The sequence below is a fragment of the Streptomyces sp. BR1 genome (assembly GCF_052373795.1).
GTDB lineage: Bacteria > Actinomycetota > Actinomycetes > Streptomycetales > Streptomycetaceae > Streptomyces.
This window is the reverse complement of record NZ_CM126252.1, coordinates 1,879,464-1,893,447: the sequence shown is the minus strand read 5'-3', so window position 1 is coordinate 1,893,447 and position 13,984 is coordinate 1,879,464. Positions and strand designations below refer to the sequence as shown.

Sequence of the window (13,984 nt, the reverse complement as noted above, 5' to 3'; positions counted from 1 at the left end):
CACCGGGCTGGGTTCGGTGCAGGGGGACGGTAGCTGACGATGCGTCAGACAGCCAGAGGTGCGAGCTCCTCGGCCGCTTCGCCGTCCGCCTTGGCCGGGGCGTACACGGCGGGCTTCGGCAGGACCATGTACAGCAGGCCGGAGACCACGATGGTGGCGACCCAGCCCAGGCCGTACTCGCCGATCGGGTTGTTCGCGGCGAGCGGGCCGGTGAACCAGTCCGAGGTGGTGAACATCAGACCCGCGAGCAGACCGAGCGCCCAGGAGGCGACGGCGGCGGGGGAGAAGCCGCCCTTGTACCAGTACGCGCTGGTGGGCGTGGTGTCGAGCAGCGCCTTCGCGTCGTACTCGGTGCGCCGCAGCATGTCCGCGCCGAAGACGCCGACCCAGGCCGAGAAGGCGACCGCGAGCAGCGAGAGGAAGGCGATGAAGGAGCCCATGAAGCTCTTGGCGACCAGCATCAGGATGCCGCCGAAGACCAGCGAGATCACCGCGTTGACCGAGACCGCCCAGTGGCGCGGGATCTTGAAGCCGAGGGTCTGCGCGGTGAAGCCGGCCGAGTACATCGACATCGAGTTGATCAGCACCATGCCGACCAGCGCGATCAGCAGATACGGCACCGCGATCCACATCGGCAGGATCTCGCCGAGGAAGGAGACCGGGTCGGCGGCCGAGGCCAGGTCCGGCGTCGAGACCGCCATGACCGCGCCCATCAGGACCATCGGCAGCACGACGATGCCGGCGCCGCCGACCGAGCTCGCGACCATGGCCTTGGAGGAGGCCGTACGCGGCAGATAGCGGGTGAAGTCCGGGGCGGACGGGATCCAGCTGACACCACCGGCGGCGATCAGGCCGGTACCGGCGACCATCAGCGACATCTTCCCGGCCGGGCGGTCGAAGACGGCGCTCCAGTCGGTGTTCACGGCGAGGTACGCGAGCACGAGCACGGAGAACGCGCCGAAGAGGTAGGTCGCGTACTTGTTGCACTTCTGCACGACGTTGATGCCGAGGCCCGAGATCGCGAAGGTCGTCACCACGAAGAGCAGCAGCGTCACGATGATCAGGAACGTGTTGCTCTTGATGCCGAACACGATGTCCAGGACGGTCAGCATCGCGTAGGCGCCGGTGACCGCGTTGATCGTCTCCCAGCCCCAGCGGGCGACCCAGATCAGGGCGCCGGGCAGCAGGTTGCCGCGCTGTCCGAAGACCGCGCGCGACAGCGCCATACCGGGCGCGCCACCGCGCTTGCCGGCGATGGATATGAGCCCGACCAGGCCGTAGCTGACCAGCGGCGCCGCGATCGCGACGACGATCGCCTGCCAGAAGTTCAGCTTGTACGTCACGACGAGGCTGGCGCCCATCGTGAGCAGCAGAACGCTGATGTTGGCGGCGACCCAGGTCGGGAAGAGGTCCCGGGTTCTGGCGGTGCGCTCGCTGTCGGGGACGGGCTCAAGGCCACGGGTTTCCAGTGCGCCTTCGGACTGGGAAGTGGTGCTCATGAGGTGCGGTTGCCTCTCGCTCGGCTCTGGCGGGAGCCGTGTGGGGGTCATCTTCGGGGACTCTACGCGCGTTGATGCTGCCTCTTCCATCGTAACTTAATACGACGATTGCCCCATAATTCCCTTTGATGTTTAGGCGAAGACACGAACGGGGTCCCTCGGCGGCCCATGACTGATACTGGGGAGGTTATGGAATTCGTCATCCTTGCCGTAGTCATCGCCCTGGTCGCGGTCGGCGCGATCAGCGGGCTCGTGGTCAGCAGCCGCAAGAAGAAGCAGCTGCCGCCCTCGGCCCCGTCGTCCACGCCGACCATCACTGCCCCGCCCGCCGAGCCTCACGTCGGCGAAGAAGCCGCGGAGACCGCCGAGGAGCAACGCCGCACCATCGAGGAGGTCGCCCTCCCCGAGGCCCCGGCGAGCCCCGTCGTGGTCGAGGAGGCGCTTCCCGAGGCGCCCGCGGCTCCCGAGGTCGAGGTGCCCGAGCCGACGGCCGGCCGCCTCGTGCGGCTGCGCGCCCGGCTCGCCCGCTCGCAGAACTCGCTGGGCAAGGGGCTGCTCACGCTCCTGTCCCGGGACAACCTCGACGAGGACACCTGGGAGGAGATCGAGGACACCCTCCTCACCGCCGACGTCGGCGTCGCCCCCACCCAGGAGCTGGTCGAGCGGCTGCGCGAGCGCGTCCGCGTGCTCGGCACCCGCACCCCGGACGAGCTGCGCGCCCTGCTGCGCGAGGAGCTGATCGCGCTCCTCGGCCCGGACTTCGACCGCGCGGTCAAGACCGAGGGCGGCCTGGAGAGCCCCGGCGTCGTGATGGTCGTCGGCGTCAACGGCACCGGCAAGACCACCACCACCGGCAAGCTCGCGCGCGTGCTCGTCGCCGACGGCAAGTCGGTCGTCCTGGGCGCGGCGGACACCTTCCGCGCGGCCGCCGCCGACCAGCTGCAGACCTGGGGCGAGCGCGTCGGTGCCCGCACCGTGCGCGGACCCGAGGGCGGCGACCCGGCGTCGATCGCCTTCGACGCGGTCAAGGAGGGCATCGCCGAGAGCGCGGACGTCGTCCTCATCGACACCGCGGGCCGGCTGCACACCAAGACCGGGCTCATGGACGAGCTCGGCAAGGTCAAGCGCGTCGTGGAGAAGCACGGCCCGCTGGACGAGATCCTGCTCGTCCTCGACGCCACCACCGGCCAGAACGGCCTGGTCCAGGCCCGGGTGTTCGCCGAGGTCGTCGACATCACCGGCATCGTCCTCACCAAGCTCGACGGCACCGCCAAGGGCGGCATCGTCATCGCCGTCCAGCGCGAACTGGGCGTCCCGGTCAAGCTCATCGGCCTGGGTGAAGGCGCGGACGATCTGGCGCCGTTCGAGCCCGGTGCCTTCGTGGACGCGCTCATCGGCGACTAGGCGTTACGTACGTAACGCGTACGTGTACGAAGAAGTGCCCGCCCCCAAGGTGCAGATGGGGGCGGGCACTTCGTTGTTCAGGACGGCGCGCGGTGGCAGATGTATGCCAGGGTGCCGAGCAGCAGGCGGGCCTCCGGGGGGCGGATCGCGGTGTCCAGGGACGGTGGGCGCAGCCAGCGCACGTCGGCCGACGGGGGTGCCGGGACGTACGCGCCCGGCCCCGGGCAGACCAGGTCCAGATCGGCGTCGTCCCAGCCCATCCGGTAGAGCAGGCGCGGCAGTTGGGCCGCGGCTCCCGGGGCGACGAAGAAGTGCGTACGGCCCGCCGGGGTGGTGGAGACCGGGCCCAGCGGCAGCCCCATCCGCTCAAGCCGCACCAGCGCGCGCCGGCCCGCCGGGGCGGCCACGTCCAGGATGTCGAAGGTGCGCCCCACCGGCAGCAGCACCGTGGCCCCCGGGCACTCGGCCCACGCCTTGCCGACCTCGTCCAGCGTCGCGCCCGCCGGGACCTCCGGGGCGAATCCCAGTGGGTGGGCGCCCGGCTCCGGGCACGCCGGGGCGCCGCAGGAGCACTCGCCGGACAGCTCCCGGGCCCCCGGGGCCACGTCCCAGCCCCACAGTCCCGTGTACTCGGCCACCGCGGTGACCTCGGTCGCGCGGCCGCGGCGCCGCGGGCCGGGCCGGATTTCGCGGATCCCCCGGCTGCCGCCGATCGTGAAGCCCATGCCCCCTCCAACGGATCTGACTCTGCGGTGGTTACGAACCGGAGTTCCCTCGTTACGCATTGCATACCCGGCGGCTTGCGGCGGAGGGAAGGGTGGTGTGAACCGGTCCGCGCGCCCCGGCGTGCACCGTTCCACCAACTCCGTTTCGGCCTGTGTCAAGTGAATCGCGCGCAGCGCCAGGGGAGTTCATTCGAAGGGGTGGCGAATGGTGGCGTTTCTGCAATCGCCCTCGCGGGAGCGGTGATCGTAGGATTACTTTCAGTACATGGACCCTGTAGACCCGCGCGCTCGTGGGTATGCCAACGGCAAGGCGCATTCCCGTCCGAGGGGCCGGGTCCGGCGGACAGGAAGGCCCGACTAGCGGCATTCTGATAGCGGTTCGCGCGGAAAAAGCACAAGGCTTCAGCAGAATGGGGGCGTTCCAGTGGTCGGCAGTGGGGCTAGCGGTACGAGCGCCGGGAAGCGCCCCAACGAGCAGCTGAGTTCGTGGTTCGTACGGAGCGGCTGGTCGAAGGGCGAGCTCGCTCGGCAGGTCAACCGGCGGGCGCGTCAGCTCGGCGCGCACCACATCAGCACGGACACCTCCCGGGTGCGCCGCTGGCTCGACGGCGAGATGCCGCGCGAGCCGATCCCGCGCATCCTCTCCGAGCTGTTCTCCGAGCGGTTCGGCAGCGTCGTGGCGGTCGAGGACCTCGGCCTGCGCACCGCCCACCAGTCCCCGTCCGTCTCCGGCGTCGACCTGCCCTGGGCCGCCCCCCAGACCGTCAGCCTGCTCAGCGAGTACTCGCGCAGCGACCTCATGCTGGCCCGGCGCGGCTTCCTCGGGACCTCGCTCGTGCTGTCCGCGGGCCCCGCTCTGATCGAGCCCATGCAGCGCTGGCTGGTGCCCTCGCCCGGCAACGAGCGCATCCTCGCCGAGACCCCCGCCAACGCCCGGCGCCCCTCCCGGCTCTCCAAACCGGAGCTCGACCTCCTGGAGACCACCACCGAGATGTTCCGCCAGTGGGACGCGCAGTGCGGCGGGGGACTGCGCCGCAAGGCCGTCGTCGGCCAGCTCCACGAGGTCACCGACCTGCTCCAGGAGCCCCAGCCCGACGCTACCGCGAAGCGACTGTTCCGGGTCGCCGCCGAACTCGCGGAACTGGCCGGGTGGATGAGCTACGACGTGGGCCTGCAGCCCACCGCCCAGAAGTACTTCGTGCTCGCCCTGCACGCCGCCAAGGAATGCGGCGACAAGCCGCTCGGCTCGTACATCCTGTCCTCGATGAGCCGCCAGATGATCCATCTGGGCCGCCCCGACGACGCCCTGGAACTCATCCACCTCGCCCAGTACGGCAGCCGGGACTGCGCCACCCCCCGCACCCAGGCGATGCTGTATGCGATGGAGGCGCGCGCGTACGCGAACATGGGCCAGCCCAGCAAGTGCAAGCGGGCCGTGAGGATGTCCGAGGACACCTTCGGCGACGCCGGGCTCGACGGCGAGCCGGAGCCCGACTGGATCCAGTTCTTCTCCGAGGCCGAGCTCAACGGAGAGAACGCGCACTCCTTCCGCGACCTCGCCTATGTGGCCGGGCGCAGCCCCACGTACGCCTCGCTGGCCGAGCCCGTGATGGAGAAGGCCGTCATGCTCTTCGGCAAGGACGACGTCCACCAGCGCTCGTACGCGCTCAACCTCATCGGCATGGCCACCGTCCACCTCCTCAAACGCGAGCCCGAGCAGTCCACCGTGCTGGCCGGCGAGGCACTGAAGATCGCCAAGACGGTCCGCTCGGAGCGGGTCAACACCCGGCTGCGCAAGACCGTCGACACCGCGCTGCGCGAGTTCGGCGACGTCGCCGAAGTCGTCGACTTCACCGATCTGCTCGGCAAGGAACTGCCCGAGACCGCCGAGGCGGTCTGACGCCCCCGGCCGCCCCGCGGCCGGCATACAAGGACGCCGGCCGCGGCGCCCGCCCCGTACAGCCCGACTCGGCTCCCTCACGCCAGGTCAACCGGGAGACGTCGCGGCCGGTCACCCGTTCGCGGGAACCCGGAGGGTAGCCATCCCTCCGGACACTGATCCGACGGTTCATGTGTGCGTAACACGCCCGACCTCTTCGTCACGGACGCGAAACATCGTGCGGCATTCGCCGAAACGGCGCTGCGCCAACCTCATGGCGCATAACCGGCCCACCGTTTTGCCCCACTCGTTCGCCCCCGCACGGGCCGCCGTACCGACGACGAGGAGACGCCGATGCCCCCAGGCATCACGCTCGCAGCCGCCACGCCGCAGCTGTCCAGCGCCAACACCGGGTTCATGCTGATCTGCTCAGCGCTGGTGATGATCATGACCCCCGGCCTGGCCTTCTTCTACGGAGGCATGGTCCGCGTCAAGAGCACGCTCAACATGCTGATGATGAGCTTCATCAGCCTCGGCATCGTCACGATCCTGTGGGTGCTCTACGGCTTCAGCCTCACCTTCGGTGAGTCCAACGGCTTCATCGGCTGGAGCAAGGCCTACTTCGGGCTCAGCGGCATCGGCCTCGTCCAGCTCTGGCCCGGCTACAGCATCCCGATCTACGTCTTCGCCGTCTTCCAGCTGATGTTCGCCGTCATCACCCCGGCGCTCATAAGCGGCGCCCTGGCCGACCGGGTCAAGTTCAGTGCCTGGGCCCTGTTCATCACCCTGTGGGTCACCGTCGTCTACTTCCCGGTCGCGCACTGGGTGTGGGCCTCCGACGGCTGGCTCTTCAAGAAGGGCGTCATCGACTTCGCCGGTGGCACCGCCGTCCACATCAACGCGGGCGCCGCAGCCCTCGGCGTGATCCTCGTCATCGGCAAGCGCGTCGGCTTCAAGAAGGACCCGATGCGCCCGCACAGCCTCCCGCTGGTCATGCTCGGCGCCGGCCTGCTGTGGTTCGGCTGGTTCGGCTTCAACGCCGGGTCCTGGCTCGGCAACGACGACGGCGTCGGCGCCGTGATGTTCGTCAACACCCAGGTCGCCACCGCCGCAGCCATGCTCGCCTGGCTGCTCTACGAGAAGCTGCGCCACGGCACCTTCACCACCCTCGGTGCCGCCTCCGGCGCGGTCGCGGGCCTCGTCGCCATCACCCCGTCCGGCGGCTGCGTCAGCCCCCTCGGCGCGATCGCGGTCGGCGCCATCGCCGGTGTGCTCTGCGCCATGGCCGTGGGCCTGAAGTACCGCTTCGGCTTCGACGACTCCCTCGACGTCGTCGGCGTCCACATGGTCGGCGGCATCGCCGGCTCGCTGCTCATCGGCCTCTTCGCCACCGGCGGCGTACAGTCCGACGCCAAGGGCCTGTTCTACGGCGGCGGCCTCGACCAGCTCGGCAAGCAGGCCATCGGTGTCGGCGCGGTCCTCGGCTACTCGCTGGTGGTCTCCGCGGTCCTCGCCTTCGCCCTCGACAAGACGATCGGGATGCGGGTCAGCGAGGACGACGAGGTCTCCGGCATCGACCAGGTCGAGCACGCCGAGACGGCGTACGACTTCAGCGGCGCCGGCGGCGGTACCGTCGCCCGCACGGCCGCCCCGGCCCCGAGCGGAGCGGCAGCGCAGAACAAGAAGGTGGACGCATGAAGCTCATCACCGCGGTCGTCAAGCCGCACCGCCTCGACGAGATCAAGGAAGCCCTCCAGGCCTTCGGAGTCCAGGGCCTCACGGTCACCGAGGCCAGCGGATACGGCCGCCAGCGCGGCCACACCGAGGTCTACCGGGGCGCCGAGTACACCGTCGACCTCGTGCCCAAGATCCGGATAGAGGTGCTGGTCGAGGACGACGACGCCGAGCAGCTGATCGACGTCGTGGTCAAGGCGGCCCGGACCGGGAAGATCGGGGACGGCAAGGTGTGGAGCGTGCCGGTCGAGACGGCCGTACGCGTCCGCACCGGCGAACGCGGTCCCGACGCCCTCTGAGCCCGCCTGCTGAAGAACCCCTTCGAGTCGGTACGGACAGGAGCCGCCGGGTGACGAGCGTGGAAGTCGACACAGAGACAGAAGACTCCGGACCCGGCGGTTATGCGGCGGCCCGGCTGCGCCTCCTGCATCAGGAGGCGCGGTCCGGGCCGCCGCGCCGTGCCGCGCTCGCCCAGCTCACCGACGAGTGGCTGGCCCAGCTCTTCGCGGGCGCCGCCGAGGCGGCCGGTGTGCGCGGGTCCTCACTGGTCGCCGTCGGCGGCTACGGACGCGGCGAACTCTCCCCGCGCAGCGACCTCGACCTGGTGCTGCTGCACGACGGCAGCGCGGGCGCGGGAGTCGTCTCCGCGCTCGCCGACCGCCTCTGGTACCCCGTGTGGGACCTCGGCCTCGCCCTCGACCACTCCGTCCGCACCCCCGCCGAGGCCCGCAAAACGGCGGGCGCCGACCTCAAGGTGCACCTCGGCCTGCTGGACGCCCGCCACCTCGCGGGCGACGCGGGCCTCACCGCCGGGCTGCGCAGCGCCGTACTCGCCGACTGGCGCAACCAGGCCGCCAAAAGACTGCCCGAACTCGACGAGATGTGCCGTGAACGGGCCGAGCGCCAGGGCGAGTTGCAGTTCCTGCTCGAACCCGACCTGAAAGAGGCGCGCGGCGGGCTGCGGGACGCCACCGCCCTGCGCGCCGTCGCCGCGTCCTGGCTAGCCGACGCACCCCGCGAAGGACTCGACGAGGCCCGCCGGTGCCTGCTGGACGTCCGCGACGCGCTGCACCTGGCGACCGGCCGCGCCACCGACCGCCTCGCCCTCCAGGAACAGGACGCCGTCGCCGCCGGGCTCGGCCTGCTGGACGCGGACGTGCTGCTGCGTCAGGTGTACGAGGCCGCGCGGACCATCTCGTACGCCGGTGACGTCACCTGGCGCGAGGTCGGCCGGGTCCTGCGGGCCCGCTCCGCACGGCCCCGGCTGCGCGGGCTGCTCGGCGGCGGCCGGACGGCCGCGCCCGTGCGCACCCCGCTGGCCGAAGGCGTCGTCGAGCAGGACGGCGAGGTCGTCCTCGCGCTCGCCGCCAAACCCGAACGCGACCCGGTGCTGCCGCTGCGGGCCGCCGCGGCCGCCGCCCGGGCCGGTCTGCCGATCTCGCTGCACGCGGTACGCCGGCTCGCCTCGGCGGTGCGGCCGCTGCCCGTGCCGTGGCCCGCCGAGGCCCGCGACGAGCTGGTCACGCTGCTGGGCGCGGGCGAGTCCACTGTGCCGGTGTGGGAGGCGCTGGAGGCCGAAGGGCTCATCACGCGGCTGCTTCCCGACTGGGAGCGGGTGCGCTGCCGTCCGCAGCGCAACGCGGTGCACACCTTCACCGTCGACCGCCACCTGGTGGAGACGGCGGTACGGGCCTCCTCGCTGACCCGCCGGGTGGGCCGCCCGGACCTGCTTCTGGTCGCGGCCCTGCTCCATGACATCGGCAAGGGCTGGCCCGGCGACCACAGCGTGGCGGGCGAGGTCATCGCGCGCGATGTGGCCGCCAGGATCGGCTTCGACAAGGACGACGTGGCCGTCATCGCCACCCTCGTACGCCATCACCTCCTGCTCGTGGAGACCGCGACCCGGCGCGACCTGGACGATCCCGCGACGGTACGGGCGGTCGCCGAGGCGGTAGGCGGCGCTGCCACGCTGGAGCTGCTGCACGCGCTCACCGAGGCGGACGCGCTGGCGACGGGACCTGCGGCGTGGTCGTCGTGGCGGGGCTCGCTGGTGGCCGACCTGGTGAAGCGGGTGGGTGCGGTGCTCGCGGGGGAGCCGGTGGAGCGGGAGGCTCCGGCGACCACGGCCGAGCAGGAACGCCTGGCGGTCGAGGCGTACCGCACGCGGGGTCCGGTCCTGGCTCTGCGCGCGCAGCCGGACGTTCCCGTTCCCGGGGAGGAAGGGGCGCGTGAGCCGCTGGGTGTCGAGCTGGTGATCGCGGTCCCGGACCAGCCGGGGGTGCTGCCGGCTGCGGCGGGTGTGCTGGCGATGCACCGTCTGACTGTCCGGGCGGCGGAGTTGCGCGCGATCGAACTCCCGGATCCGGTGCGGGGGGAGATCCTGCTCCTGGACTGGCGGGTGGCGGCGGAGTACGGCTCGCTGCCCCAGGCTGCGCGGCTGCGGGCGGATCTGGTGCGGGCGCTCGACGGCTCCCTGGACATCCGCTCCCGCCTTGCCGAACGCGAGGCGGCCCGTCGTCGTGGTCCCGCGGCCCCGCCGCCCCGCGTCACCGTCGACCCCACCGCGTCCCGGCTGGCCACGGTGATCGAGGTTCGCGCCCAGGACGCGCCTGGTCTGCTGCATCGCATCGGGCGGGCGTTGGAGACGGCGGGGGTGCGGGTGCGGAGTGCGCGGGTGTCTACGTTGGGGGCTAATGCGGTGGATGCGTTTTATGTGACGGACGGGGTGGGGGCGCCGCTGGTGCCGGAGGTGGCGGGGGAGGTGGCGCGGCTAGTGGAACGAGCATTGGCCCCCACCCCGCCCCTTCCCTGAACCCTCCGGGGGATCTGGTCGGGTGCGGATCGTGCGTGGTTGCTCGCGCAGTTCCCCGCGCCCCTGAGGAGGGCCCGAAGGGCCCATCAAGGGGCGCGGGGAACTGCGCGACCAGCCACAGACCGTCCGCAGACGACGTACCCGGCCGCTCGCCCAGAGCTTTCGGGAAGGGGCGGGGTGGGGAAAAGCGCCGCCGGGATACCCTGGGGGGCGTCACCCGACCGCCCTACGAGCCGAGGATCCGCGACCACCGTGTTCGATACCCTCTCCGACCGCCTCAGCGCGACATTCAAGAACCTCCGGGGCAAGGGCCGCCTGTCCGAGGCGGACATCGACGCCACGGCGCGCGAGATCCGTATCGCGCTGCTCGAAGCCGACGTCGCGCTCCCCGTGGTCCGCGCGTTCATCAAGAACGTCAAGGAGCGCGCCCTCGGGGCCGAGGTCTCCAAGGCGCTGAACCCGGGCCAGCAGGTCCTCAAGATCGTCAACGAGGAGCTCGTCACCATCCTCGGTGGCGAGACCCGCCGCCTGCGGTTCGCCAAGACCGCCCCGACGGTCATCATGCTGGCCGGTCTCCAGGGTGCCGGTAAGACCACCCTCGCGGGCAAGCTCGGCCAGTGGCTCAAGGGCCAGGGGCACTCGCCGCTGCTCGTCGCCTGTGACCTCCAGCGCCCCAACGCCGTCAACCAGCTCAGCGTCGTCGCCGAGCGCGCCGGCGTCGCCGTCTACGCGCCGGAGCCCGGCAACGGCGTCGGCGACCCGGTGAAGGTCGCCCAGGACTCCATCGAGTTCGCCCGGTCGAAGCAGTACGACGTGGTCGTGGTCGACACCGCCGGCCGCCTCGGCATCGACCAGGAGATGATGCAGCAGGCCGCGGACATCCGCGATGCCGTCAAGCCCGACGAGATCCTCTTCGTCGTCGACGCCATGATCGGCCAGGACGCGGTCAACACCGCCGAGGCCTTCCGCGACGGCGTCGGCTTCGACGGCGTCGTCCTCTCCAAGCTCGACGGCGACGCCCGGGGCGGTGCGGCGCTCTCCATCGCCCACGTCACCGGCAAGCAGATCATGTTCGCCTCCAACGGCGAGAAGCTTGAGGACTTCGACGCGTTCCATCCGGACCGCATGGCGTCCCGCATCCTCGACATGGGTGACCTGCTCACCCTGATCGAGCAGGCGGAGAAGACGTTCAGCCAAGAAGAGGCCGAGAAGATGGCCTCCAAGCTGGCGTCGAAGAAGGGCCAGGACTTCACGCTCGACGACTTCCTGGCGCAGATGGAGCAGGTCCGCAAGATGGGCTCCATCTCCAAGCTGCTCGGGATGCTGCCCGGCATGGGGCAGATCAAGGACCAGATCAACAACATCGACGAGCGCGACGTGGACCGCACCGCCGCGATCATCAAGTCGATGACCCCGGGCGAGCGCCAGGACCCGACCGTCATCAACGGCTCGCGCCGCGCCCGTATCGCCAAGGGCTCCGGCGTCGAGGTCAGCGCCGTCAAGAACCTGGTCGAGCGGTTCTTCGAGGCCCGCAAGATGATGTCGCGGATGGCCCAGGGCGGCGGAATGCCCGGCATGCCGGGGATGCCCGGCATGGGTGGCGGCCCCGGCCGCCAGAAGAAGCAGGTCAAGCAGGCCAAGGGCAAGCGCAAGAGCGGCAACCCGATGAAGCGCAAGGCCGAGGAAGAGGCCGCAGCCGCACGCCGCGAGCAGGGGGCCCTCGGCCTCCCGTCCGCCGCCCAGGCCCCCGAGGACTTCGAACTGCCCGACGCCTTCAAGAAGTTCATGGACTGACCGACGTACGGCAGTCTCTTACGTACGTAGTACGTAGGCGCGTTTTACGAGAAGGGCCCGCGAGCCATCCGGCCGCGGGCCCTTCCGTATGTCCGCCTCCGCCCTCCCCGCAGGCCCCATCGGCCCATCCGGGAATGCCCCGGGCACCGCGCTCTTCGATACTGGCCGTACTGGCCCAAGGAGAGCAGCGTGCCCACTCCCGTACCCCCGCGAGATCGCACCGACCAGCCGTGGCGCTCGGAGGGTGCGCCTCCGCCGCCTCCGCCGAAGCGGAAGATGCCCGGGGGCTGGGGCAGCCTGATCCTCACCGCTCTCGTCGTCTATCTGATCACCAATCTCATCCTGTCCTTCTTCAACGAGGGCAATGAGCCGACCCTGTCGTACACCGAGTTCAGCAAGCAGGTCGCGGCCGGGAACGTCGAGAAGATCTACGCCAAGGGCGACGCGATCCAGGGGCAGCTCAAGAGCGCGCAGAACCAGCCGAGCGGCGGTGGCAAGTACACGAAGTTCACCACCCAGCGGCCGACCTTCGCCGACGACGACCTGTGGGCGCAGCTGACCAAGCAGCAGGTCACGGTGACGGCCCAGCCGGTCGTCGAGCACCGCAGCTTTCTCGCCAATCTGCTGATCTCGCTCGCCCCGATGCTGCTGCTCGTCGTGCTGTGGCTGTTCATCGCCCGCCGGATGAGCGCCGGGCTCGGCGGCGGGATGCTGGGACGCAAGGCACCGCCCAAACCCGTCGAGCTGACCGAGGGCAAGCGGACCACGTTCGAGGACGTGGCGGGCATCGACGAGGTGGAGGGCGAACTCAACGACGTCGTGGACTTCCTCAAGAACCCGGACGCCTACCGGCGGATGGGCGCCAAGATGCCCGGCGGTGTGCTGCTCGCGGGCCCGCCCGGCACCGGCAAGACGCTGCTGGCCCGGGCCGTGGCGGGCGAGGCGGGGGTGCCGTTCTTCTCCGCGTCGGCCTCGGAGTTCATCGAGATGATCGTGGGCGTGGGCGCATCCCGCGTACGCGAACTCTTCGCCGAGGCGCGCAAGGTGGCTCCCGCGATCATCTTCATCGACGAGATCGACACCATCGGACGCGCGCGTGGCGGCGGCGCCGGGATGGGCGGCCACGACGAGCGCGAGCAGACGCTCAACCAGATCCTCACCGAGATGGACGGGTTCTCCGGGTCCGAGGGCGTCGTGGTCATCGCCGCCACCAACCGGGCCGACGTCCTGGACCCGGCGCTCACCCGGCCCGGCAGATTCGACCGGATCGTGCAGGTCAGCCCGCCGGACCGGGGCGGCCGCGAGTCGATCCTGAAGATCCACACCCGGGAGATCCCGATGGCCCCGGACGTCGACCTCGCCCAGCTGGCCCGTACGACCCCGGGCATGACCGGCGCGGAACTGGCCAACCTGGCCAACGAGGCGGCCCTGCTCGCCGTCAAGCGCCGCCAGAGCGAGGTCACCCATTCGGACCTCTCCGACGCCCTGGAGAAGGTGCAGCTCGGCGCGGTGCGGCCGCTGGTGATGCCGCAGGAGGAGCGTCGGCGCACCGCATACCACGAGAGCGGCCACGCCCTGCTCGGCATGCTCCAGCCCGGCGCCGACCCCGTCCGCAAGATCACCATCGTGCCCCGGGGGAGGGCGCTGGGTGTCACGCTCTCCACGCCCGACGCCGACAAGTACGCGTACACCGAGGACTATCTGCGCGGCCGCATCATCGGCGCGCTCGGCGGGATGGCGGCCGAGCACGTCGTCTTCGACGTCATCACGACGGGCGCCGAGAACGACCTCGAACAGGTCACCAACCTCGCGCGCGGCATGGTCGCCCGCTGGGGCATGAGCAAGAAGATCGGCCCGCTCACCGCCCTGCCGAGCGACGCACAGCAGGCGTACGGGCTCTCGGCCGCACCGCAGACGCTGGACAACATCGACGGCGAGATGCGCCGCATCGTCGACGAGTGCTACGCCGAGGCCTGCCGCCTGCTGCGCGACAACCGCGCCCGCCTCGACGCCCTCGCCGAGGCACTGCTCCAGAACGAGACCCTGGAGGAGGAGGCCGCCTACCGGGCGGCGGGCATCCCGCGCCTGGCCAAGACGGAGAGCTGAAGAAACGTTCCGAGTCCGCTCTGCGGCGTAC

9 protein-coding genes are annotated in these 13,984 nt (G+C 70.8%); 7 read left to right on the top strand and 2 right to left on the bottom strand.

What is annotated here, in order from left to right; all coding sequences use genetic code 11:
* Positions 1-44: 44 nt before the first annotated feature.
* Positions 45-1,499, bottom strand: coding sequence for a cytosine permease (locus ACT1U9_RS07790; RefSeq protein WP_444537634.1), 1,455 nt, complete (start codon positions 1,497-1,499; stop codon positions 45-47).
* 189 nt (positions 1,500-1,688) lie between these two features.
* Between ACT1U9_RS07790 and ftsY the strand changes: the two genes are divergently transcribed.
* Positions 1,689-2,903: a signal recognition particle-docking protein FtsY gene (gene ftsY, locus ACT1U9_RS07785; RefSeq protein ID WP_444537633.1), complete on the top strand. Its 1,215-nt coding sequence runs from the start codon at positions 1,689-1,691 to the stop codon at positions 2,901-2,903.
* 77 nt (positions 2,904-2,980) lie between these two features.
* Here the strand turns inward: ftsY and ACT1U9_RS07780 are convergent, their stop codons facing one another.
* Entirely contained in the window at positions 2,981-3,628 is a 648-nt protein-coding gene (locus ACT1U9_RS07780; RefSeq protein WP_444537632.1) for a bifunctional DNA primase/polymerase, read from the bottom strand.
* Positions 3,629-4,052: 424 nt separating this feature from the next.
* On the opposite strand from ACT1U9_RS07780, the gene nsdA reads away from it, so the two are divergent.
* From nsdA to ftsH, 6 genes are all read left to right on the top strand, one after another.
* Complete coding sequence (nsdA, locus tag ACT1U9_RS07775; RefSeq protein ID WP_444537631.1) at positions 4,053-5,528, top strand: transcriptional repressor NsdA; 1,476 nt, start codon at positions 4,053-4,055, stop codon at positions 5,526-5,528.
* Positions 5,529-5,861: 333 nt separating this feature from the next.
* Positions 5,862-7,205 (top strand): ammonium transporter, encoded by a 1,344-nt coding sequence (locus tag ACT1U9_RS07770; protein ID WP_444537630.1) that lies wholly within the window; start codon positions 5,862-5,864, stop codon positions 7,203-7,205.
* Positions 7,202-7,540 (top strand): P-II family nitrogen regulator, encoded by a 339-nt coding sequence (locus ACT1U9_RS07765; RefSeq protein ID WP_101390346.1) that lies wholly within the window; start codon positions 7,202-7,204, stop codon positions 7,538-7,540. The genes ACT1U9_RS07770 and ACT1U9_RS07765 overlap by 4 nt, the downstream gene beginning before the upstream one ends.
* Positions 7,541-7,590: 50 nt before the next feature.
* The gene (locus tag ACT1U9_RS07760) at positions 7,591-10,053 is read left to right on the top strand and encodes a [protein-PII] uridylyltransferase (RefSeq protein ID WP_444537629.1); all 2,463 of its coding nucleotides are present in this window, start codon (positions 7,591-7,593) and stop codon (positions 10,051-10,053) included.
* Positions 10,054-10,305: 252 nt separating this feature from the next.
* Complete coding sequence (gene ffh, locus ACT1U9_RS07755) at positions 10,306-11,847, top strand: signal recognition particle protein (RefSeq protein WP_444537628.1); 1,542 nt, start codon at positions 10,306-10,308, stop codon at positions 11,845-11,847.
* A gap of 189 nt (positions 11,848-12,036) precedes the next feature.
* Complete coding sequence (gene ftsH, locus ACT1U9_RS07750; protein ID WP_444537627.1) at positions 12,037-13,953, top strand: ATP-dependent zinc metalloprotease FtsH; 1,917 nt, start codon at positions 12,037-12,039, stop codon at positions 13,951-13,953.
* Positions 13,954-13,984 lie beyond the last annotated feature (31 nt).

Bases quoted from the DNA above. Each gene is read 5' to 3' on its own strand.
- ACT1U9_RS07790 (WP_444537634.1), bottom strand. From the start codon at position 1,499: ATGAGCACCACTTCCCAGTCCGAAGGCGCACTGGAAACCCGTGGCCTT.
- ftsY (WP_444537633.1), top strand. From the start codon at position 1,689: ATGGAATTCGTCATCCTTGCCGTAGTCATCGCCCTGGTCGCGGTCGGC.
- ACT1U9_RS07780 (WP_444537632.1), bottom strand. From the start codon at position 3,628: ATGGGCTTCACGATCGGCGGCAGCCGGGGGATCCGCGAAATCCGGCCC.
- ACT1U9_RS07770 (WP_444537630.1), top strand. From the start codon at position 5,862: ATGCCCCCAGGCATCACGCTCGCAGCCGCCACGCCGCAGCTGTCCAGC.
- ACT1U9_RS07765 (WP_101390346.1), top strand. From the start codon at position 7,202: ATGAAGCTCATCACCGCGGTCGTCAAGCCGCACCGCCTCGACGAGATC.